General features: G+C 70.8%; 22 protein-coding genes. 16 read left to right on the plus strand and 6 right to left on the minus strand.

Features of this window, described 5'->3' with window-relative positions; all coding sequences use genetic code 11:
* Window positions 1-90: 90 nt before the first annotated feature.
* From FHR82_RS39965 to FHR82_RS40000, 8 genes are all read left to right on the plus strand, one after another.
* Window positions 91-546 (plus strand): DUF3592 domain-containing protein, encoded by a 456-nt coding sequence (locus FHR82_RS39965; protein ID WP_311771501.1) that lies wholly within the window; start codon window positions 91-93, stop codon window positions 544-546.
* A gap of 41 nt (window positions 547-587) precedes the next feature.
* Window positions 588-1517: a 1,2-phenylacetyl-CoA epoxidase subunit PaaA gene (gene paaA, locus FHR82_RS39970; RefSeq protein WP_184815859.1), complete on the plus strand. Its 930-nt coding sequence runs from the start codon at window positions 588-590 to the stop codon at window positions 1515-1517.
* Window positions 1514-1801 (plus strand): 1,2-phenylacetyl-CoA epoxidase subunit PaaB, encoded by a 288-nt coding sequence (gene paaB, locus FHR82_RS39975; RefSeq protein WP_184815860.1) that lies wholly within the window; start codon window positions 1514-1516, stop codon window positions 1799-1801. Before paaA ends, paaB begins: the two co-directional genes overlap by 4 nt.
* 73 nt (window positions 1802-1874) lie before the next feature.
* Entirely contained in the window at window positions 1875-2768 is an 894-nt protein-coding gene (gene paaC / locus FHR82_RS39980; RefSeq protein ID WP_184815861.1) for a 1,2-phenylacetyl-CoA epoxidase subunit PaaC, read from the plus strand.
* Between the two features lie 102 nt (window positions 2769-2870).
* Window positions 2871-3374, plus strand: a complete 504-nt coding sequence (gene paaD, locus FHR82_RS39985; protein ID WP_221464923.1) for a 1,2-phenylacetyl-CoA epoxidase subunit PaaD — start codon at window positions 2871-2873, stop codon at window positions 3372-3374.
* Complete coding sequence (paaE, locus tag FHR82_RS39990; protein WP_184815863.1) at window positions 3375-4430, plus strand: 1,2-phenylacetyl-CoA epoxidase subunit PaaE; 1056 nt, start codon at window positions 3375-3377, stop codon at window positions 4428-4430.
* Window positions 4431-4505: 75 nt separating this feature from the next.
* Window positions 4506-5624: a glycosyltransferase family 4 protein gene (locus FHR82_RS39995; RefSeq protein ID WP_184815864.1), complete on the plus strand. Its 1119-nt coding sequence runs from the start codon at window positions 4506-4508 to the stop codon at window positions 5622-5624.
* A gap of 21 nt (window positions 5625-5645) precedes the next feature.
* Window positions 5646-6338, plus strand: a complete 693-nt coding sequence (locus FHR82_RS40000) for a demethylmenaquinone methyltransferase (protein WP_184815865.1) — start codon at window positions 5646-5648, stop codon at window positions 6336-6338.
* Window positions 6339-6370: 32 nt separating this feature from the next.
* On the opposite strand, the gene FHR82_RS40005 is transcribed toward FHR82_RS40000, so the two are convergent.
* Complete coding sequence (locus FHR82_RS40005) at window positions 6371-7042, minus strand: DUF4328 domain-containing protein (RefSeq protein ID WP_184815866.1); 672 nt, start codon at window positions 7040-7042, stop codon at window positions 6371-6373.
* Window positions 7043-7180: 138 nt separating this feature from the next.
* On the opposite strand from FHR82_RS40005, the gene FHR82_RS40010 reads away from it, so the two are divergent.
* Together FHR82_RS40010 and FHR82_RS40015 are read left to right on the plus strand one after the other, a co-directional pair.
* Window positions 7181-8476 (plus strand): geranylgeranyl reductase family protein, encoded by a 1296-nt coding sequence (locus FHR82_RS40010; RefSeq protein ID WP_184815867.1) that lies wholly within the window; start codon window positions 7181-7183, stop codon window positions 8474-8476.
* Entirely contained in the window at window positions 8473-9066 is a 594-nt protein-coding gene (locus FHR82_RS40015) for a histidine phosphatase family protein (RefSeq protein WP_184815868.1), read from the plus strand. The genes FHR82_RS40010 and FHR82_RS40015 overlap by 4 nt, the downstream gene beginning before the upstream one ends.
* A 22-nt stretch (window positions 9067-9088) precedes the next feature.
* On the opposite strand, the gene FHR82_RS40020 is transcribed toward FHR82_RS40015, so the two are convergent.
* Window positions 9089-9448 (minus strand): hypothetical protein, encoded by a 360-nt coding sequence (locus tag FHR82_RS40020; RefSeq protein ID WP_184815869.1) that lies wholly within the window; start codon window positions 9446-9448, stop codon window positions 9089-9091.
* Between the two features lie 3 nt (window positions 9449-9451).
* The gene (locus tag FHR82_RS40025; RefSeq protein WP_184816127.1) at window positions 9452-9973 is read right to left on the minus strand and encodes a SigE family RNA polymerase sigma factor; all 522 of its coding nucleotides are present in this window, start codon (window positions 9971-9973) and stop codon (window positions 9452-9454) included.
* Window positions 9974-10021: 48 nt separating this feature from the next.
* On the opposite strand from FHR82_RS40025, the gene FHR82_RS40030 reads away from it, so the two are divergent.
* Window positions 10022-11152 carry a glycosyltransferase family protein gene (locus FHR82_RS40030; protein ID WP_260418186.1) on the plus strand — a complete coding sequence of 377 codons (1131 nt, stop codon included), beginning with the start codon at window positions 10022-10024 and terminating at the stop codon, window positions 11150-11152.
* On the opposite strand, the gene FHR82_RS40035 is transcribed toward FHR82_RS40030, so the two are convergent.
* The gene (locus tag FHR82_RS40035; protein WP_184815870.1) at window positions 11149-12369 is read right to left on the minus strand and encodes an acetyl-CoA C-acetyltransferase; all 1221 of its coding nucleotides are present in this window, start codon (window positions 12367-12369) and stop codon (window positions 11149-11151) included. The two genes, FHR82_RS40030 and FHR82_RS40035, sit on opposite strands and share 4 nt — an antisense overlap.
* A 13-nt stretch (window positions 12370-12382) precedes the next feature.
* Window positions 12383-13228 carry an SGNH/GDSL hydrolase family protein gene (locus tag FHR82_RS40040; protein ID WP_184815871.1) on the minus strand — a complete coding sequence of 282 codons (846 nt, stop codon included), beginning with the start codon at window positions 13226-13228 and terminating at the stop codon, window positions 12383-12385.
* 196 nt (window positions 13229-13424) lie between these two features.
* On the opposite strand from FHR82_RS40040, the gene FHR82_RS40045 reads away from it, so the two are divergent.
* The 5 genes from FHR82_RS40045 (at window position 13425) to FHR82_RS40065 (ending at window position 18540) form a co-directional block, all read left to right on the plus strand.
* A complete protein-coding gene (locus tag FHR82_RS40045; protein WP_184815872.1) occupies window positions 13425-14810 on the plus strand; it encodes a cystathionine beta-synthase in 1386 nt (461 codons plus the stop codon).
* Between the two features lie 174 nt (window positions 14811-14984).
* A complete protein-coding gene (locus tag FHR82_RS40050; RefSeq protein ID WP_184815873.1) occupies window positions 14985-16280 on the plus strand; it encodes an MFS transporter in 1296 nt (431 codons plus the stop codon).
* Between the two features lie 95 nt (window positions 16281-16375).
* Window positions 16376-16966 (plus strand): hypothetical protein, encoded by a 591-nt coding sequence (locus FHR82_RS40055; RefSeq protein WP_184815874.1) that lies wholly within the window; start codon window positions 16376-16378, stop codon window positions 16964-16966.
* 67 nt (window positions 16967-17033) lie between these two features.
* Window positions 17034-18191 carry a cystathionine gamma-synthase gene (locus FHR82_RS40060; RefSeq protein ID WP_184815875.1) on the plus strand — a complete coding sequence of 386 codons (1158 nt, stop codon included), beginning with the start codon at window positions 17034-17036 and terminating at the stop codon, window positions 18189-18191.
* Window positions 18192-18270: 79 nt separating this feature from the next.
* Window positions 18271-18540, plus strand: a complete 270-nt coding sequence (locus FHR82_RS40065; RefSeq protein ID WP_225943995.1) for a hypothetical protein — start codon at window positions 18271-18273, stop codon at window positions 18538-18540.
* Window positions 18541-18608: 68 nt separating this feature from the next.
* Here the strand turns inward: FHR82_RS40065 and hppD are convergent, their stop codons facing one another.
* Window positions 18609-19772 (minus strand): 4-hydroxyphenylpyruvate dioxygenase, encoded by a 1164-nt coding sequence (hppD, locus tag FHR82_RS40070; protein WP_184815876.1) that lies wholly within the window; start codon window positions 19770-19772, stop codon window positions 18609-18611.
* Window positions 19773-19786: the final 14 nt, after the last annotated feature.

Consider the following 19786-nt stretch of genomic DNA (forward strand, 5'->3'; position numbering starts at 1 on the left):
GGCCAGGTGGTCGAAGGAAACGGTCCGAGATGGGTACCGCGGTGCCGACGTGCCGCCGATCGGGTGACGTCGCGGGCTAGGCTCAGCCTCGTGACCCAGGTGACGGACGGCCGGAAACCGCTGGTGCGGCGGTGGGTGACGCGCGGCCTGCTGGCGCTGGGCGCGGTCATCACGTTCCTGGGTGTCGTGCTCGTGGTCGCCGCGTGGACCGAGGACATCTCGATCGACGGCGACCTCGGCCGCGTCAACGCGGAGGTCGTCTCCGACGACTTCTCCCGCACGCTCGTCCGCTTCTACACACCCGACGGCGCCGAGCACATTCCCCAGGTCGGCGTGCTGTACCCGTCCGGTCTGAAGATCGGCGACGTCGTCGAGGTCGAGTACAGCCAGGGGAACCCCGAGCTGGTCCGCGTGGCAGGCCGCGGCGCGGTCATCACGCTCCTGCCGGTGGGCCTCACGCTGCTGGTCGTGTGGGCGGTGCTGATACCGGTGGTCTGGTGGCTCCGCCGGGATCAGCGCAGTCGGGATCGGCAGAGCCGCTTGTAACACTTCTCCTCAATCGGCGCGTTCGCGTGTAACATCGGGTCGTGAGTGACGACGATTTCACGCGTCTGGTCGAGGCCGAGCAGCGCGTCGAGCCGAGGGACTGGATGCCCGACGGCTACCGGCGCACGCTGATCCGCCAGATCGCCCAGCACGCGCACTCCGAGATCATCGGCATGCAGCCGGAGGCAAACTGGATCAGCCGCGCGCCGTCGCTGCGCCGCAAGGCGATCCTGCTGGCCAAGGTGCAGGACGAGGCCGGGCACGGCCTGTACCTGTACGCGGCGACCGAGACGCTCGGCGCGGACCGCGCGGACCTCACGCAGAAGCTGGTCGAGGGCCGCCAGAAGTACTCGTCGATCTTCAACTACCCGACGTTGAACTTCGCGGACGTCGGCGTGATCGGCTGGCTGGTCGACGGCGCCGCGATCTGCAACCAGGTGCCGCTGTGCCGCACGTCGTACGGGCCGTACGCGCGCGCCATGATCCGCATCTGCAAGGAGGAGTCGTTCCACCAGCGGCAGGGCTACGAGCTGCTGATGACGATGATGCGGGGCACCGACGAGCAGCGGCGGATGGTGCAGGACTCGGTGAACCGCTGGTGGTGGCCGTCGCTGATGATGTTCGGCCCGTCGGACGCCGAGTCGTCGAACACCGCGCAGTCGATGGCGTGGCGGATCAAGCGGCACACCAACGACGAGCTGCGGCAGAAGTTCGTGGACATGTCGGTGCCGCAGGCCGAGGCGCTGGGTGTGACGCTGCCGGACCCGTCGTTGCGGTGGAACCCGGAACGTGGGCACCACGACTTCGGCGAGATCGACTGGGACGAGTTCTGGCGCGTCGTGAACGGCGACGGGCCGTGCAACAGGCAGCGGGTCGAGCACCGGCGCAAGGCGCACGAGGACGGCGCGTGGGTGCGGGAGGCGGCGACGGCGTACGCCGCCAAGTCCGCTTCCGTGGAGGAGGTCGCATGACCAGGTCGTCGTGGCCGCTGTACGAGGTGTTCGTGCGGAGCAAGCGCGGGCTGAACCACGTGCACGTCGGGTCGCTGCACGCGCCGGACCCGGAGATGGCGCTGCGCAACGCCCGTGACCTTTACACGCGGCGCAACGAGGGCGTGTCGATCTGGGTCGTGCCCGCGGCGTCGATCACCGCGTCGTCGCCGGACGAGAAGGACCCGTTCTTCGCGCCGGCCGGCGACAAGGTGTACCGGCATCCCACGTTCTACGCGATTCCGGAGGACGTGCCGCACCTGTGAACGGAGCTTGCGGAGTGAACCATCGAATGCGGGGCGACCGCGAGCGGCGACCCCGAGCCTGCGAGGGGTCGTCGTGAGTTTCGACAACGCGTATGACGCCATCACTGACGCGAGTGACGACAAGCACTGGGCGTTCGGCACCGGTTTCGACGACCCACTGTCCGGAGTGGACCGCGCGGTGCCTGCCGGGGTGTCCACCGCGGACCTGACGGCGTACTGCCTGATGCTGGCCGACGACGCGCTGGTCCTGTCGCAGCGGCTGACGGAGTGGTGCTCGCGCGCGCCGGAGCTGGAGGAGGACGTCGCGCTGGCGAACATCGCGCTGGACCTGCTCGGGCAGGCGCGGCTGCTGCTGACGCGGGCCGGTGAGGTCGAGGGGCGTGGGCGGGACGAGGACGCGCTGGCGTACCTGCGCGACGAGCACGAGTTCCGCAACGTGCGGCTGGTGGAGATCGACTGCGGCCCCGGCCCCGGCGGCGACTTCGCGGTGACGATCGCGCGGCTGCTGGTGTTCTCGACGTGGCGGCTCGCGGTGTTCGAGCGGCTGGTGGCGTCGAAGGACCCGGTGCTGGCGGCGATCGCGGCGAAGGGCGTGAAGGAGCTGGCGTACCACCGGGACCACGCGGCGCAGTGGACGCTGCGGCTGGCGGGCGGGACGGAGTTCTCGCGGGAACGGATGGTCGCGGGCATGGCGCGGGTGTGGCCGCTGTACGACGAGCTGTTCACGACGCACGAGGTGGAGCGGTCGCTGCCGGACGTGGCGGTGCCGCCTTCGGACGTGCGGGCGGAGGTGGACGAGGTGCTGGACCAGGTGTTCACGGCGGCGGCGCTGGACCGACCGGACGTGGCGCCGATGTCGGCGGTGGCGGGCAAGAGCGGCCGCGACGGCGTCCACACGGAGGCGATGGGCTTCCTGCTGGCGGAGATGCAACACCTGGCGCGCTCCCTACCAGGGGCGAAGTGGTGAAACCCGCTCGCGCACGCACGTTGCCCAACCCCCACCCTGTCCCGGGGGCGTCCCGCCTTGCCAGGCTACCAGGTGGGGGTGGCGAAAGCCAGAGGGGTGGTGCTGCCTGTGGATAACTCACCGACCTGTGGACAGGCCCGGGCCATCGCCGAGCGGGTGCTCGATCCCGAGCTGCCCGTCCTCACCCTCGCCGACCTCGGGGTCCTCCGCGACGTGCGCGAGGACGGTGGTCGCGTGACCGTCACCATCACGCCCACCTACTCCGGCTGTCCCGCGCTCGACGAGATGCGTGCCGACCTCCACCGCGCGCTGCGCGACGCCGGCTACGAGCGCGTCGAGATCCGCACCGCGCTCACGCCCACCTGGACCACCGACTGGATCAGCGCCGACGGCCGCCGCAAGCTCGCCGAGCACGGGATCGCGCCGCCGCAGCACAAGGCCGGGCCGGTCACGCTGAACCTCACGCCGCCCGTGACGCGCGTCCGCTGCCCCCGCTGCGGGTCGGCCCGCACCACCGAGCTCTCCCGCTTCTCGTCCACCGCCTGCAAGGCCCTGCGCCGCTGCGAGGACTGCAGCGAGCCGTTCGAGCACGTCAAGGAGATCTGAATGGCCCGCCCCGCCTTCCACGAGCTGCCGGTCGCCCGCGTCGACCGGCTGTGCGCGGACGCGGTCGCCGTCACCTTCGACGTCCCGCCGCACCTGGCCGACACCTTCGCGTTCCGGCCCGGCCAGTACCTCACGCTCCGCCAGGACGTCGACGGCGCCGAGGAACGCCGCTCCTACTCCATCTGCGCACCGGCGGGCGCCGCGCCCCGCATCGGTGTCCGCCGCGTCGAGAACGGGTTGTTCTCCGCCCGGCTCGTCGACCACCTCGAGCCCGGCGACACCCTCGAAGTCCTTCCCCCGCTGGGGAAGTTCACGCCCGACGAGGTGACCGGGCACCACGGCTTCATCGTCGCCGGGTCCGGCATCACGCCCGCACTGTCCATCATGGACACCGTGCTGAGGGCGGGTGGGCACGTGACCCTGCTCTACGGCAACCGCCGCACCGACACCGTCATGTTCGCCGACGAGCTGGCCGATCTCAAAGACCGCTTCCCGCAACGGTTCCAGCTCGTGCACGTCCTCTCCCGCGAGCCGAGGGACGTTGAGCTGTTCTCCGGCCGCCTCGACGCCGACCGCCTGCACAAGCTGCTCGGCGCCGTCGTCCCGACGTCCGATGTGGACCACTGGTGGCTGTGCGGCCCCTACGGCCTGCTGCAGGACGCGGACGTCGCGCTCGCCGCGTACGACGTGCCCCGGCGGCGGATCCACCGCGAGCTGTTCTACGTCGACGAGCCGCCGCCAGAGCCCAAGCGCGCCGACGAGTCCACAGTGGAAGGTCCGGTCGCCGAGGTGACCGTCGTGCTCGACGGCCGCGAGACCACGCTCAACCTGCCCGCCGACACCCCGATCCTCGACGCCGCGCAACGCGTGCGGGCCGACCTGCCGTTCGCCTGCAAGGGTGGCGTGTGCGGCACCTGCCGCGCCAGGGTCACCGCGGGCGAGGTCGAGATGCGCCGCAACTACGCGCTGGAGGAACACGAGGTCGCGGCCGGGTTCGTGCTCACCTGCCAGGCCGTGCCGCTGTCCGCCGAGGTCACCGTGGATTACGACGCATAACTCTTGGCGCAACGTTCGCCGGGACGTCACGCAGGCGTTCTCCCCACGGCAGTGCGGGTTGCGACGGTTCGTGACGTGCGAGTCGCCATCGTCACAGAGAGCTTCCTGCCGCAGGTCAACGGCGTGACGAACTCCGTTCTCCGCGTCGTGGAACACCTGCAGCTGCGGGGGCACGACGCCATGGTCGTGGCACCCGGCCCTGGCCCGGAGCGGTACCGGGACGCGGAGGTCCGCCGGGTCCGCGCGGTCGACCTGCCCGTCATCAGCTCGCTGCCGATCGGCGTGCCGTCACCGAAGGTGCACGCCGCGCTGTCGGAGTTCGAACCGGACGTCGTGCACCTCGCGTCGCCGTTCGTGCTCGGTGCTTCCGGGCTGAGATCCGCGCGGCGCCTCGGTGTGCCGACCGTCGCCGTCTACCAGACCGACGTCGCCGGGTTCGCCGCCGCGTACGGGCTCAAGCACGGTGCGCGCGCCGCGTGGCGGTGGATCCGCAAGGTGCACGCGGGTGCGGACCGCACACTGGCACCGTCGCGCGCCTCGGTACGTGCGCTGACCGACCACGGGGTGCCGCGCGTGCACCACTGGGCACGGGGCGTCGACACCGAGCTGTTCGCGCCGCACCGCGCGGACCTGCGGCTGAAGTCGTTGCTGGCGCCCCGGAACGAGCTGCTCGTCGGGTATGTCGGCAGGCTCGCGCCGGAGAAGCACGTGCACCGCCTCGCGACGCTGAACGGGTTGCCCGGCGTGCGGGTCGTGGTCGTCGGCGATGGCCCGGAAGAGGAGCACCTGCGGCGGTTGCTGCCCGACGCGGCGTTCCTCGGTTTCCGCACCGGCACGGAGCTCGCGACCGCGTACGCGTCGCTGGACGTGTTCGTGCACCCCGGCCCGTACGAGACCTTCTGCCAGGCGGCGCAGGAAGCGCTGGCGTCCGGGCTGCCGGTGCTGGCGCCGGACGCGGGCGGCCCTCGGGACCTGGTGACGCACGACCGCACCGGTTACCTGCTGGAGCCGTACGACGACAACCGGTTCGCAGGCGAGCTGTGGTCCTGTGTCGAGCTGTTGCGGGAACGCGGGTTGCGCAGGCGGCTCGGTGCGGCGGCGCGGGAGTCGGTGCTGGCACGGACGTGGACGGCGGTGTGCGACGAGCTGCTGGGGCACTACGAGCAGGTGAGCGCCAGCGTGCTGGCGGCGTAGAGGGTGTCGTAGGGTTCGGTCATGTCACGTGCCGGACTGGACAAGAACCCCCGCGACGTGGCCGAGATGTTCGACGGCGTGGCCAAGGGCTACGACCGGACCAACTCGGTGATGACGATGGGTTTCGACCGTCGTTGGCGCTGGCTGACCAGGAAGGTGCTGGAGGCGAGCCCCGGGGAGCGCATCCTCGACCTGGCGGCGGGCACCGCGGTGTCGACGAGCGAGTACGCGAAGTCCGGCGCGTGGTGCGTCGCCGCGGACTTCTCGCTGGGCATGCTCAGCAGCGGCAGGCACCGCGACGTCCCGAAGGTCGCGGCCGACGCGTTCCACCTGCCGTTCGCCGACGACTCCTTCGACGCGGTCACGGTGTCCTTCGGGCTGCGCAACATGGACGACACGGTCGCCGCGCTGCGTGAGATGTGCCGCGTCGTGCGCCCCGGCGGACGGCTCGTGATCTGTGAGGTGTCACAACCGCCGTTCCGCCCGATCCGGTGGCTGCACTACAACGTGGTGCTGCGCCTGCTGCCGCGCATCACGCGGCCGTTCTCGTCGAACAAGGACGCGTACTCGTACCTGGCCGAGTCCATGCGCGACTGGCACGACCAGCGCGCGCTGGCGCTGCTGATCGCGGAGGCCGGCTGGGACGAGGTGGAGTGGCTGAACCTGACGTTCGGGGTGGTGGCGCTGCACCGGGCGGTCAAGCCACAGCGTTGAGGAAAGCCGGTGAGGCCGGGCCGGGTCCCTTCTCAGCGCGGCATCGACTGCCAGTGGGTGATCTGGCGGATCACCTGGCTCAGCAGCGTCGCCGACACCAGCAGGAGCAGTGTGCTGACCGTGCCGTACAGGGCGGCCGCCCGCAGGACCTCGGCCGTCACCTCGCCGCGGGTCTCGACGCGCAGCGCCAGCACCACGAGCACGTTCGCCAGCAGCGAGTACCACCACGCGCCCACCAGCGGGCTCGTCCCCAGGTCGTCCACCCGGTAGGTGTCCTCGGGCACCCCCGGTCTGCTCGTGCGCCACACGTCGTCCACGATCTGGCGGGGGAACCACAGGTTCACGACCGGCACGAACCAGGCGCCGACCGTCCAGCCGCGTGACCAGCGGTGCTCGGCCCGGCAGAGGCGTTCCGCGTTCACCCGGGCCCGCCACAGCCACGTCAGGAACACCGTCGCCGCCGCGCCAAGCGCGAGGACCGTCAGCCACACCGTGCCCATCGCCAGGTTGTCCGCGCTCACCAGGTCCGCGACCCCGACGTCCGGCTCACCGGCCACGTAGTCCGCCGCGACCTGGTAGCGGTGCCAGTCGGTCCACGTGGCGAAGAGGTTCGCCGCGCAGTTCGTGAACACCATCGTCGTCGCCACCGTCGCGATCGGACGTACCGGGAGCAGCGCCAGGTCCCGTGCGTCCTGACTCGTCAAATCGGCCCCCAGGTGTGCGTTGCGACACTCTGAAATCGTTCGTCGACAGGTGTCTGTTTCGGCACACCGCGGGGATTGTTCTCCCCGGGATAAAATGCACTCAGTTCGTGAACGTTTTCACAAGCGCGAGGAGCCGTCATGGGAACGCCCAGCCGACGCAAGCCGGCCGAGGACGCCGAGGTAATCGTGGTCGGCGCCGGTCCGGCCGGCTCGACAGCGGCGACCTACCTGGCCCGCGCCGGGCTTGACGTGCTGCTGCTCGAGAAGAGCACCTTCCCCCGCGAGAAGGTCTGCGGCGACGGACTCACCCCCCGCGGTGTGAAACAGCTCATCGACCTCGGCATCGACACCCGCGAGCAGGCCGGCTGGCTGCACAACAAGGGCCTGCGGGTCGTCGGCGGCGGGGTCACGCTCGAACTGGACTGGCCCGACCTCGCGACGTTCCCGCCCTACGGCGTGGTCCGCCCGCGCCAGGACTTCGACGAGATGCTCGCCCGCACCGCCCAGCGCGCGGGTGCCCGCCTGCTGGAGCAGACCAACGTCACCGGCGCCGTCACCGACGAGCGCGACGGCCGGGTCGTCGGCGTCACCGCCAAGGTCGGGCCGGAGCGCTCACCCGTCACCTACCGCGCACCGCTCGTCCTCGCCTGTGACGGCGTGTCCGCGCGGCTCGCGCTGTCGGTCGGCATCGAGAAGCTCGAGAGCCGCCCGATGGGGGTGGCCGTCCGCCGTTACTACGCGTCGCCGCGCAGCAAGGACGACTTCCTCGAGTCGCACCTGGAGCTGTGGGACAGGTCCAACCCGGACGACCCGCGCCTGCTGCCCGGCTACGGCTGGATCTTCGGCATGGGCGACGGCACCGTGAATGTCGGCCTCGGGATCCTGTCCACCTCGAAGGCGTTCGGCAAGACCGACTACCGCCAGCTCATGCGGTCCTGGCTCGACGGCACCCCGGAGGAGTGGGGTTTCCGCGAGCACAACGCGCTCGGCAAGATCGGCGGCGCCGCGCTGCCGATGGGCTTCAACCGCACCCCGCACTACTCGCCCGGCATGCTGCTCGTCGGCGACGCGGGCGGCATGGTGAACCCGTTCAACGGCGAGGGCATCGGCTACGCGATGGAGTCCGCGAAGATCGCCGCGGAGGTCGTCGTGCAGGCGCTCGCGCGGGCGGAGGGGCCCGCGCGGGAGAAGGCGCTGTACGGGTACCCGGTCGCGATGAAGCAGGCACTCGGCAGCTACTACCGGCTGGGGAACATCTTCTCCAGGCTCATCGGCAACCCGCTCGTGATGCGTACCGCCACCAAGTACGGGCTGCCGCGCCAGACGCTCATGAAGCTCGTGCTGAAGCTCCTCGCCGGCCTGTACGACCCGAAGGACGGCGACGCGTTCGACCGCATGATCACCGCGGCCACCCGGATGGCGCCGAGCGCGTGAGGACGCTCTGCCTGGCCCGGCACGGGGAGGCGTCGGGTGCGCTGACCCCTGCCGGTCGCGAGCAGGCGCGGCTGCTCGGGCAGCGGCTCGCCGGCAAGCGGGTGGACGGCGTGTTCCACAGCCCCGTGCAGCGGGCGGCGGAGACGGCGGCGCTGGTGTCGGCCGCGCTGCCGGACGTGCCGGTGACGGTGTCGCCGCTCGTCGGTGACTACCTGCCCTACGCGCCGACCGCTGCCGAGCTGGCGCCCGAGTTCGCGCCGGTCGCGCTGGCGCACGTGGCGGACTTCACGACGCTGCAGCACGAGACCGGCCCCGGGCTGGCGGAACGCGCGCTGGCGGAGTTCACCGCGCCGGTGCCGCGGGTGGATCTGTTGATCACGCACAGCCAGATCGTGACGTGGTTCGTGCGGGCCGCGCTGGGCGCGCCCGCCGCGCGGTGGCTGGGCGTCAACGCGGCCAACGCGGCGCTGACGGTGATCCAGTACCGGCAGGGCTGGCCGCCGAACCTGGTGGTGTTCAACGACCAGTCACACCTGCCGGATTCCTTGCGGTGGACGGGTTTCCCGGCGGAGCGCACCGCTGCGTGGTGACCGGGCAGCGGAACGGCGTCGCCTACCCGTCCGTCGTCACGAGCGGCGTCGTCGTGGTCGTCGTGGTGCTGGTCGTTGTCGTGGTGGTCGTTGTCGTGGTGGTCGTGACGGGGCCATCTGGCGTGGTCGGGACGTCCGTCGTCGTGATCCCGGGGCCGGGGAGTGGGGTGCCGGGCTCCACCTCGCGGTTCGCGGTCAGGGCGATCGTGGTCGTGAGGGCGGCGGCGACGACCAGGCTCGCGCCCACCCCCGCGCCCCAGCGCGCCAGCCGGATCCGGCGGCCGCGGCGCGCGATCCCGTCCGCCGTGAAACCCAGTGGCGGGCCCGGCTGCTCACCGACGGTGGTGAACAACGCCTTCATCTGCTCGTCGTCGTCGGTCATCGCTCACCTCCCGCCCCTGGACAGCACGTCGAAGTGCGGGCCCAGCCGCTTGCGCAGCGCCGCGATGCCGCGTGCCGCCTGACTCTTCACCGTCCCGGTCGAACAGTCGAGCACCTCCGCGGTGTCCTCCACGGACAGGTCGTTCCAGTACCGCAGCACCAGCACGGCGCGCTGCCGAGGCGGCACGGACGACAGCGCAGCCTCCACCAGCAACCTCTGGTCGGTGTCGCCGTCGGCCACGGGTGGCTCGGGCAGTGACGTCGTCAGGTGCTCGCGCTTGCGCCAGAGCCTGCGGTTCTCGGCGAGGAACGTGCGCACGACCACCTTCCGCGCGTACGCGTCCATGCCTGCCTCACGCAGCCGCGGCCACGCCAGGTACAGCTTCGTCATCGCGACCTGCGTGATGTCCTCCGCGCGGTGCCAGTCACCGCACAGCAGGTACGCCGTGGCGCGCAACGCGTGCGCCCGCGCCGCGAAGTACTCGCTGAAGTCGTCATGGGTGGCCACCGGAGCCGAGTATGCCAGCGCGAACTCCGTGCAACCCGCGGGCGTGCTCGCGGCATAGGTACCCACGTGCAGACCCTGCGAAATCCGGGGAGCGACCCCCAGACCCCCGGGCGGAAGCCACTGACGCGGCACGCGCTCGCCCCGGCCGCGGTGTACCTCGCCGTGCGGCTGGCCGGTCTCGTCGTGCTCGCGATCATGGCGGGCGCCCACGACAGGACGCTGCTGGACGTGCTGAAGTCGTGGGACGGCGACTGGTACCTCTCGATCGCCGAGCACGGGTACGGCCACACCGGCGGGCTCGTCGACGCGGCGGGCAACTTCACGCAGAACACCACGCTCGCGTTCTTCCCCGGCTACCCGATGTTGATCAGCCTGTTCACCGTCGCGCCCGTGGCGGCTGGTCTCCTGATCAGCCTCGCCGCCGGGATCACCGCCGCGTACGGCATCACCCGGCTCGCCGACGACCGCCGCACCGGGCTGGTCCTCGTCGCGTTGTTCGCGTCCACACCGATGGCCGTGACGCTGTCGATGGTCTACTCCGAGGCGCTGTTCAGCGCGTGCGCCGCGTGGGCACTGGTCGGGGTGCTGGAGCGGCGCTGGTGGCTCGCGGCGCTGTGCTGCGCCGGCGCCGGCCTGGTGCGGCCGAGCGCGGGTGTGCTGATCGTCATCGTGATCGTCGCCGTGATCCTGTACGGGCGCACGTCCCGAGGGGTGTTCGCGGCGATCGTGGCCCCGCTGGGACTGGCCGGGTTCCTGCTGTTCGTCGCGGACCGGACGGGAGACCTGTTCGGCTGGTTCGCGTTGCAGGAAGCCGGGTGGGGCACGGCGTTCGACGGCGGCGTGAACACCGGCGAGTTCGTCGGGCGCGTGCTGACCTCGGACGCGCCGCTGATGGAGACCGCGAACGTGCTGACGGTGCTGGGCGCGGTGGTGCTGTGCGTGGTCGTGGTGGTGAGCAGGGTGCCGTGGCCTCTCGCCGCGTACGGGATCGGGCTCGTCGTGATGACGGCCGGGTCCAGCGGCGTGACCTACTCGAAGATGCGGCTGCTGGTGCCCGCGTTCACGTTGCTGCTCCCGGTCGCGGCCGGGCTGGCGCGGCGGCGGACCGGCACGGTGTTCGCCGTGCTGGCCGCCACCGCGCTGCTGTCCGGGTGGTTCGGCGGCTACGCGCTGACCGCGTGGCCGTACGCGATCTAGCTCAGGCGCTCCAGGACCATCGCCATGCCCTGCCCGCCGCCGACGCACATCGTCTCGAGACCGAACTGCTTGTCGTGGTACTGCAGGGAGTTGACGAGCGTGGTGGCGATCCGGGCGCCGGTCATGCCGAACGGGTGGCCGACCGCGATCGCGCCGCCGTTGACGTTCAGCCGGTCGATGTCGATGCCGAGGTCCTGGTATGACGGGATGACCTGCGCCGCGAACGCCTCGTTGATCTCCACGAGGTCGATGTCGTCGATGGTCATCCCAGCGCGGGCCAGCGCCTGCTTCGACGCCTCGACCGGGCCGAGGCCCATGATCTCCGGCGACAGCCCGGAAACCCCGGTCGACACGATGCGCGCGAGCGGGGTGAGACCCAGCTCGGCCGCCTTCGTGTCGGACATGATCACCAGCGCGGCGGCGCCGTCGTTGAGCGGGCAGCAGTTGCCAGCCGTCACGCGGCCGTCGGGGCGGAAGACCGGCTTCAGCGTCGCCGTCTTCTCATAGGTGATACCCGGCCGGGGGCCGTCGTCGGTGTCGACGACGCGGCCGTCGGGCAGCGTCACCGGCGTGATCTCCCGCGCCCAGAAACCGTCCTTGATGGCCTGCTCGGCGAGATTCTGCGACCGGACGCCGAACTCGTCCATCTCCTGGCGGGTCACGCCCTTCGTCAGCGCCAGGTTCTCCGCGGTCTGGCCCATCGCGATGTAGACGTCCGGGACGGTGCCGTCACCGCGCGGGTCGTGCCACTCGTCCGCGCCTTTCTCGGCGGTGGCCGCGGTGCGCGCGACGGCGTCGCCGAACACCGGGTTGTGCGTGTCCGGCCAGCTGTCCGAGCTGCCCTTCGCGAACCGCGACACGGTCTCCACGCCGGCGCTGATGAACACGTCACCCTCGCCCGCCTTGATCGCGTGGAACGCCATCCGCGTGGTCTGCAGGCTCGACGCGCAGTACCGCGTGACCGTGCAGCCGGGCAGGTGGTCGTAGCCGAGCAGGACCGCGAGCACGCGGCCCATGTTGAAGCCCTGTTCGCCACCTGGCAGCCCGCAGCCGAGCATCAGGTCGTCGATGTCCGCCGGGTCGAGGGCCGGGACCTTGTCCAGCGCCGCGCGCACCATCTGCGCGGCCAGGTCGTCCGGCCGGATGTCGATCAGGGAACCTTTCCCGGCCCGCCCGATCGGCGAACGGACCGCGGAAACGATGACGGCCTCTGGCATGCCAACTCCTTCGTCAGGTACCTGACGAGGAGGCTACGCGGCCTGCCCCGGTGAAGCCTTGTGCTTGCCGCACAGCATCACACAACGGGGCGAGCAGGACGTTCGCCGCGAGCTCGTAGCCCGCGCCGTTGGGGTGGAAGCGGTCGTCGGAGAACAGGTCGTGCGGGCGGGCGAGGAACTCCGGCGACAGCAGCGCGGCGATCGACACCGCACGCGCGCCGATCCGGTCCAGCTCGCGGCGCTGCGCACGGGCCAGCGACAGCCCGTACCGGCTCGCGATCGTCCGCAGCGGCTGCGGGATCGGCACGATGATGCTCAGGTCGGGGCAGGTGCCCACGACCACCGTCGTGCCGGCCGCCATCAGCCGCTCGACCTGCCTGGCGAGCAGCGCGGCGGAGGCGCCGATGGACAGGCGCGTGGTCACGTCGTTGCCGCCGATGATCACCAGCGCCAGGTCCGGCGGGTCGATCAGCGCGCGGTCCACCTGCGGCTCGAGCTCCGGCGTGCGGGAGCCGCTGATCGCGTGGGTCACCAGCCGCACCGGCCGCTCGAGCTCGTCGGCCAGCGCCGTGGCGAGCCGCACACCGGGGAGGCGGTCCGGCGCCTCCGCCCCGAGGCCGGCGGCCAGCGAGTCACCCAACATGGCGAATGACAGAGCGTCACCACGTGTGGGATCCAGGGGCCCGGTGCCGTCCGGCAGATAGCGCCCGTCGGCGTTCAGCGGCAGGTCCCGTGGCGCGCCGATGATCGTCCGCGCACGCTTCGACTGGCCCGTGAGCAGGCCATACGCCGCGCCTGACAGCCCGCCGATCGAGCCGGCGGCGAAGATCAGCGCCTTGAGTGCTCGCGCTCCAGCCATCGCCGTCCTCCCATCTACCAGTGTCGCAGCCAGTGACCGCTTCTGCGATGAATATCGCTCGGTCGTTATCGAGTGTGTGCCCGGTCACTCGGGGGTAACTCGAAGAAGGCTCGATTCCGCTAGGTGAAGAGATGGGCCCGTGGTAATGCGGGCTAGGCTCGCGGGCCGGGGGGACGAGTTCTCACGAGGAGCGCAGGTGGAGTACGTCGAGCATGTGACCGATCTGGTGGGCAACACGCCCCTGGTCAAACTGGGATCGCTGGCGGAGGGGGTGTCGGCGACCGTGCTCGCGAAGGTCGAGTACTTCAATCCGGGCGGCAGCGTCAAGGACCGCATCGCGCTGCGGATGATCGACGCGGCCGAGGCGTCCGGCGAGCTGAAGCCGGGCGGCACGATCGTCGAGCCGACCTCCGGCAACACGGGTGTCGGTCTCGCCATGATCGCGCAGCGCAGGGGCTACAAGTGCGTGTTCGTGTGCCCGGACAAGGTGTCCGAGGACAAGCGGAACGCGCTGAAGGCCTACGGCGCGGAGGTCGTGGTGTGCCCGACCGCGGTCGCACCGGAGCACCCCGACTCCTACTACAACGTGTCCGACCGGCTCGTGAAGGAGATCGAGGGCGCCTGGAAGCCCGACCAGTACTCCAACCCGGAGAACCCGGAGAGCCACTACCGGCAGACCGGCCCCGAGATCTGGAAGCAGACGGCCGGGCGGATCACGCACTTCGTCGCCGGTGTCGGCACGGGCGGCACGATCTCCGGCACCGGCCGCTACCTCAAGGAGATCTCCGAGGGCCGCGTGCAGATCATCGGCGCGGACCCGGAGGGCTCGGTGTACTCCGGCGGCACCGGTCGCCCGTACCTGGTCGAGGGTGTCGGCGAGGACTTCTGGCCGACCACCTACGACCGGGACATCGCCGACGAGATCATCCCGGTCTCCGACGCCGAGTCCTTCGACGTGACCCGCCGCCTCGCCCGTGAGGAGGGCCTGCTGGTCGGCGGCTCGTGCGGGATGGCGGCCGCCGCCGCGATCCGGCTGGCGCGGCGCCTCGGCCCCGACGCCAAGGACGCCGTGGTCGTCGTGCTGCTGCCCGACGGCGGCCGCGGCTACCTGTCGAAGGTCTTCAACGACGACTGGATGGCCTCCTACGGCTTCCTGCCACCGGAGCACTCCGGCGCGACCGTGGGCGACGTGCTGCGGCGCAAGGGAATCGGTGGCGCGATGCCGGACCTGGTGCACGCGCACCCCGGGGAGACCGTGGCGGACGCGGTGGCGATCCTGCGCGAGTTCGGGGTGTCCCAGATGCCGGTCGTCAACGCGGAGCCGCCGGTGATGGCGGCCGAGGTCGTCGGCGCCGTCAACGAGCGGGACCTCCTGGAGGCGCTGTTCACCGGCAAGGCCGCGCTCGCGGACCGGCTCGACCTGCACATGTCGCCGCCGCTGCCCACCATCGGCGCAGGTGAGCAGGTCAACGCGGCCATGGACGCGCTGTCCGCGGCGGACGGTGCGCTGGTGCTGGTCGACGGCAAGCCCGCCGGGGTGGTGACCAGGCAGGACCTGCTGGGCTTCCTTGCGGGCCGCTAGCTCGCGGAGCGAAGAATCGTACTGAGCGCAGGTTGCGGAGCGAGGAATCGTTACTGAATCGTCCGTGTCATTCCGGGCGTTACAGGCAAAGCCTCGGACCATGCACTAGCGTTGGCGCCCACGCAAGTCGACATCCGGTTGATGTGAAGTTGAAGTGAAGAGGGGTTGTACCCGATGAGCGCTCCGCAGCCGCCGAACCAACCGTGGCAGGGCGGCCAGCCACCGCAGCAGGGGGAGGGTGGGGAGTCGCCGGACTCCGGCCAGAACCCGGCACTGACCAACGCGGGCCCGACGCAGGCGATTCAGCCTGGCCAGCCGTTGCCGCCCCCGGGCGGCCAGACCGGCGCTGACGGTGTGGAGCGCACGCAGCACATCCAGCCCGGCCAGCCGCTGCCCGGCGACCAGGGCGACTCCGGTGCGACGCAGGTCGTGTCGCCCGGTGCGTTCGGGCAGCAGACGCAGCCGGGGCAGACCCCGGACGCGACGCAGATGGTGCCGCCGGGGTCGCTTCCTCCCCAGCAGCCGCCGTACGCCCCGCCGCCCGGTGCCGACGCGTCGCCTCCCGGTGGCTTCCCGGGGCAGCAGCCCCCGCCCGGGTACGGCCAGCAGCAGCCGCCGCAGGGGTACCCCGGGCAGCCGCAGCAGGGCTTCGGCCAGCAGTCACCGCCGCAGGGCTTCGGCCAGCAGCAGCAGGGTTTCCCCGGGCAGCCGCCCCAGCAGCAGGGCTACCCGCCGCAGGGCGGGTTCGCGCAGCAGCAGGGTCTCGGCCAGGGCCCGTCATTCGGTGGCCAGGGCTTCAACACCCAGTTCATCGCGTGGGGCCTCGCCGGCCTGGTGGCGATCCTCGGCCTGATCTCGGCGATCATCACGCTGACCGACTTCGGTGACATCAGCGACATCTCCGACTTGCTCGAAGGCATCTCCGACGAGCAGATCAAGGCGATGGAGGAGGCGAACGACGTCACGGCGCCGTCGGTCGGTCTCCTGTGGATCGGCGCGATCGTCATGCTGATCGCGGCGGTCGGGGCCATCGGGGGCGGCGTCCTGATCTACCTGAAGCACAAGCTGGCGGCCATGGTCGTCGTGGGTGCGGCGGGCCTGCTGCTGATCGCGTCGATCCTGACGATGATCGGTGAGGGTTCCGAGGACGCCGACATCAACAGCCCGGTGTTCGGCATCATCGCCGCGATCCTGATCGGCGCGGTCGGTGCGATGGCGTTCATCCCGCAGACGAAGAGCTTCTTCACCGGTGGTCCCGGGCTGGGTGGTCCCGGTGGCGGTGGCGGCTTCGGCCCGCCGCCCGGCGGTGGCTTCGGCCAGCCGCAGCAGGGTTTCGGCCAGCCCCAGCAGGGTTTCGGTCAGCCCCCGCAGCAGGGCTTCGGTCAGCCGCCGCAGCAGGGCTACGGACAGCAGCCGCCCCAGGGTGGTTTCGGTCAGCCGCCGCAGGGTGGGCAGCCACCGCAGTGGTGACGCGGCACTGATCATCGAATTTCGCCGGTCGGCCCTCGGGCCGGCCGGCGTTCTGCTTTGATGGGGGCCTGTTATTTCGGGGAGGGAGTAACGGGATGGGCTATCCGGGGTATCAGCAGCAGAACTGGCAGGGCGGTGGCTACCAGCCGCAGCCCGGCTACCAGGGGCCGGTCCCCAACCGGTCGGGGCCGGGTCTCGCGGTCACGTCCGGCATCGTCGGTCTCGGGGCGGCGGGGGTGCTGCTCACGCAGACGATCATGCTGCTGTCCGACATCCCGGACGGGGCGGACCTGCCGACGGGCTGGACCGTCATGAACATCGCGCACTTCGTGGTCGTCGGCGTCACGTTGCTCGGCGCGGTCCTGGTGTTCGCGCGGCAGGTCGCCGGTGCGTTCCTGCTCGTGTTCGGCGGGCTGCTGACGGCGGCGGCGATCCTGCTGGACCCGATGCTCGCGGACAGCGTGTGGATGTCGATGCTCGGCGCGCTGCCCGACTTCGAACCGTCCGGCGACTACGGCAACTACTTCACGGCGATGTTCGAGTTCGGCAACGAGCAGGCCGTGCTGCGGTTCATCGCGCTCGTGCTCGGCGTCCTGTTGCTGATCATGTCCGCGCTGCCGCCGTCACTCAACTGGCTGCGTGGCTCGAGCCGCGACAACTACAACCCGTATAACCAGGGCTGGTAGGTATTCCCTCGTTCGGGCTCCAGTCCCAGATGGTGGGCGGGTGACCGGGGAACCGTAGGCTTGGGTCATGGCAGAGGACACGAGTCGATGGGGATTCGAGACGCGCGCTATCCACGCTGGTCAGCGCCCTGATCCGCGGACCGGATCGGTGATCGTCCCGATCTACGCCACGTCCACGTTCGCCCAGGACGGCGTCGGTGGGCTGCGGGAGGGCGGGTACGAGTACTCGCGCACCGCGAACCCCACCCGCACCGCGCTCGAGGAGGCACTGGCCTCGCTCGAGGGCGGCAGGCACGCGCTCGCGTTCGCCTCCGGCATGGCCGCCGCCGACACGGCGCTGCGCGCCGTGACCCGTCCCGGCGACCACATCATCCTCGGCGGCGACGCCTACGGCGGCACGTTCCGCCTGCTCGACAAGGTCCTCACGCTGTGGGGTGTCGAGTACACGAGCGTCGACCTCGCCGACATCGAGGCCACGCGCAACGCGGTCCGCCCCAACACCAAGGTCATCTGGACCGAGACGCCCACCAACCCGCTGCTGGGCATCGCCGACATCGCCGCGCTCGCGCAGGTCGCGGCAGGCGCGGGCGCGCGGCTGGTCGTCGACAACACGTTCGCGACCCCGTACCTGCAGTCGCCGCTGGGCCTCGGCGCCGACGTGGTGCTGCACTCGACCACCAAGTACCTGGGCGGCCACTCCGACGTCGTCGGCGGCGCGCTCATCACGTCCGACGACACGCTGCACGAGCAGTTCGCCTTCCTGCGCAACGCGGTCGGCGCGGTGCCCGGCCCGTTCGACGCGTTCCTGACGCTGCGCGGTGCGAAGACCCTCGCCCTGCGCATGGAGCGGCACAGCGACAACGCGGAGCGGGTCGTCGAGGCGCTGCTGGGGCACCGGAGGGTCACGAAGGTCTACTACCCGGGCCTCGCCGACCACCCTGGGCACGAGATCGCGGCGAAGCAGATGCGCCGGTTCGGCGGCATGGTGTCGTTCGAGGTCGCGGGCGGTGAGGAGGCCGCGCTGGCGGTCGCGGCCCGCACGAAGCTGTTCATCCTCGGTGAGTCGCTCGGCGGTGTCGAGTCGCTGATCGAGCACCCAGGCAAGATGACGCACGCCAGCACCGCCGGCTCCCCGCTGCAGGTGCCGGACGACCTGCTGCGCCTGTCGGTCGGCATCGAGGAGGCCACCGACCTGGTGCAGGACCTCCTGACCGCCCTCGGCTGATCGGGCACCACGGCTGTTCGAAGGCCGGGTATTCTCGATTGCAACAACAGAGCTGGGATCGCGGACGCAGGAGACGAGCATGGCGGTCGGGGCACGGGTCGCGGGTGCGCTTCCGTTGGCGGGGGCGACGCTGGCCGCCGTCACGCTGGCCGGGGTCGCGGTGTTCACCGTTCAGCAGGCGGGCTGCGCCGACCCGGGCCGCTACGTCCAGCGCGACGACGGTCAGGTGGAGCTGGTCGGCAGCTGTGTCGATCCCGAGCACCTGCCGCCCGCCCCGCCCGGCCCGGACAGCGACGAGGTCGCACCCGCGCTGAACAACCTCGGCAAGAAGGTGGACCAGGCTCCGTGAGACGAACGGTGTGAGACGAAAAGTGGCGGCGACCGTTTCCGGTCGCCGCCACTGTCGTCCTGCCGTCCTCAGAGGTTGCCGCGGCGCTCCTGCTCACGCTCGATGGCCTCGAACAGCGCCTTGAAGTTGCCCTTGCCGAAGCCCAGCGAGCCGTGCCGCTCGATCAGCTCGTAGAACACGGTGGGCCGGTCGCCGATGGGGGCCGTGAAGATCTGCAGCAGGTAGCCGTCCTCGTCGCGGTCGACCAGGATGCGGTGGCGCTTCAGCTCCTCGATCGGCACCCGGACCTCGCCGATGCGGGCCCGCAGCGCCGGGTCGTCGTAGTAGGAGTCCGGGGTGTCGAGGAACTCCACACCCGCCTCCCGCATGGCGGTGACGGTCCCGATGATGTCGTTGGTGGCGAGCGCGATGTGCTGGCAGCCCGCACCGTCGTAGAACTCGAGGTACTCGTCGATCTGCGACTTCCTCTTCGCGATCGCCGGCTCGTTGAGCGGGAACTTGACCCGGTGGTTGCCGTTGGAGACGACCTTCGACATCAGCGCGGAGTAGTCGGTGGCGATGTCGTCGCCCACGAACTCCGCCATGTTCACGAAGCCCATCACGCGGTTGTAGAACTCGACCCAGTAGTCCATCTTGCCGAGCTCGACGTTGCCGACGCAGTGGTCGACGGCCTGGAAGAGGCGCTTGCGCGGGCGCCCGGCCTTCTCGACGTACCCCGGCAGGTACGGGCCGGAGTAGCGGGACCGGTCGATCAGCGTGTGGCGGGTCTCGCCGTACGCGGCGATGGCGGCCATGCGGACGGTGCCGAACTCGTCGGCGACGTCGTGCGGCTCCTCGAGGACCGTCGCGCCCTGCGCACGGGCGTGGGCGATGCACTGGTCGACGTCGGCGACCTCGAGCGCCAGGTCGACGACCCCGTCCCCGTGCTTGCGGTGGTGGTCGTGCAGCGGGCTGTCAGGCGCGACGCCGCCGTTGATGACGAACCGGGCGGACCCCGCCTTCAGCACGAACGACTTGTGGTCCCGCATGCCGGTCTCGGGGCCCGAGTACGCGACGAGCGTCATGCCGAAGGCGTGCTGGTAGAACCAGGCGGTCTGCGTGGCGTTGCCCGCGACGAAGACGACGGCGTCCATCGCCTTCACGGGGAAGGGATCCTTCGTCTCGTCGTAGTCGACCAGCCCCACGAGCTGGCGCATCTGGTCGAAGGTGACGTCGTCGATTGTGTCGGTCATGGGCGTCCTCCCGG

Source organism: Actinophytocola algeriensis, from assembly GCF_014203735.1.
GTDB classification, from domain to species: Bacteria; Actinomycetota; Actinomycetes; order Mycobacteriales; family Pseudonocardiaceae; genus Actinophytocola; species Actinophytocola algeriensis.

Bases quoted from the DNA above. Each gene is read 5' to 3' on its own strand.
- FHR82_RS40035 (WP_184815870.1), bottom strand. From the start codon at position 12,369: ATGCCAGAGGCCGTCATCGTTTCCGCGGTCCGTTCGCCGATCGGGCGG.
- paaB (WP_184815860.1), top strand. From the start codon at position 1,514: ATGACCAGGTCGTCGTGGCCGCTGTACGAGGTGTTCGTGCGGAGCAAG.
- FHR82_RS40040 (WP_184815871.1), bottom strand. From the start codon at position 13,228: ATGGCTGGAGCGCGAGCACTCAAGGCGCTGATCTTCGCCGCCGGCTCG.
- FHR82_RS40020 (WP_184815869.1), bottom strand. From the start codon at position 9,448: ATGACCGACGACGACGAGCAGATGAAGGCGTTGTTCACCACCGTCGGT.
- FHR82_RS40060 (WP_184815875.1), top strand. From the start codon at position 17,034: ATGGCAGAGGACACGAGTCGATGGGGATTCGAGACGCGCGCTATCCAC.
- FHR82_RS40055 (WP_184815874.1), top strand. From the start codon at position 16,376: ATGGGCTATCCGGGGTATCAGCAGCAGAACTGGCAGGGCGGTGGCTAC.
- FHR82_RS40050 (WP_184815873.1), top strand. From the start codon at position 14,985: ATGAGCGCTCCGCAGCCGCCGAACCAACCGTGGCAGGGCGGCCAGCCA.
- FHR82_RS40065 (WP_225943995.1), top strand. From the start codon at position 18,271: ATGGCGGTCGGGGCACGGGTCGCGGGTGCGCTTCCGTTGGCGGGGGCG.
- FHR82_RS40000 (WP_184815865.1), top strand. From the start codon at position 5,646: ATGTCACGTGCCGGACTGGACAAGAACCCCCGCGACGTGGCCGAGATG.
- FHR82_RS40010 (WP_184815867.1), top strand. From the start codon at position 7,181: ATGGGAACGCCCAGCCGACGCAAGCCGGCCGAGGACGCCGAGGTAATC.
- hppD (WP_184815876.1), bottom strand. From the start codon at position 19,772: ATGACCGACACAATCGACGACGTCACCTTCGACCAGATGCGCCAGCTC.
- paaE (WP_184815863.1), top strand. From the start codon at position 3,375: ATGGCCCGCCCCGCCTTCCACGAGCTGCCGGTCGCCCGCGTCGACCGG.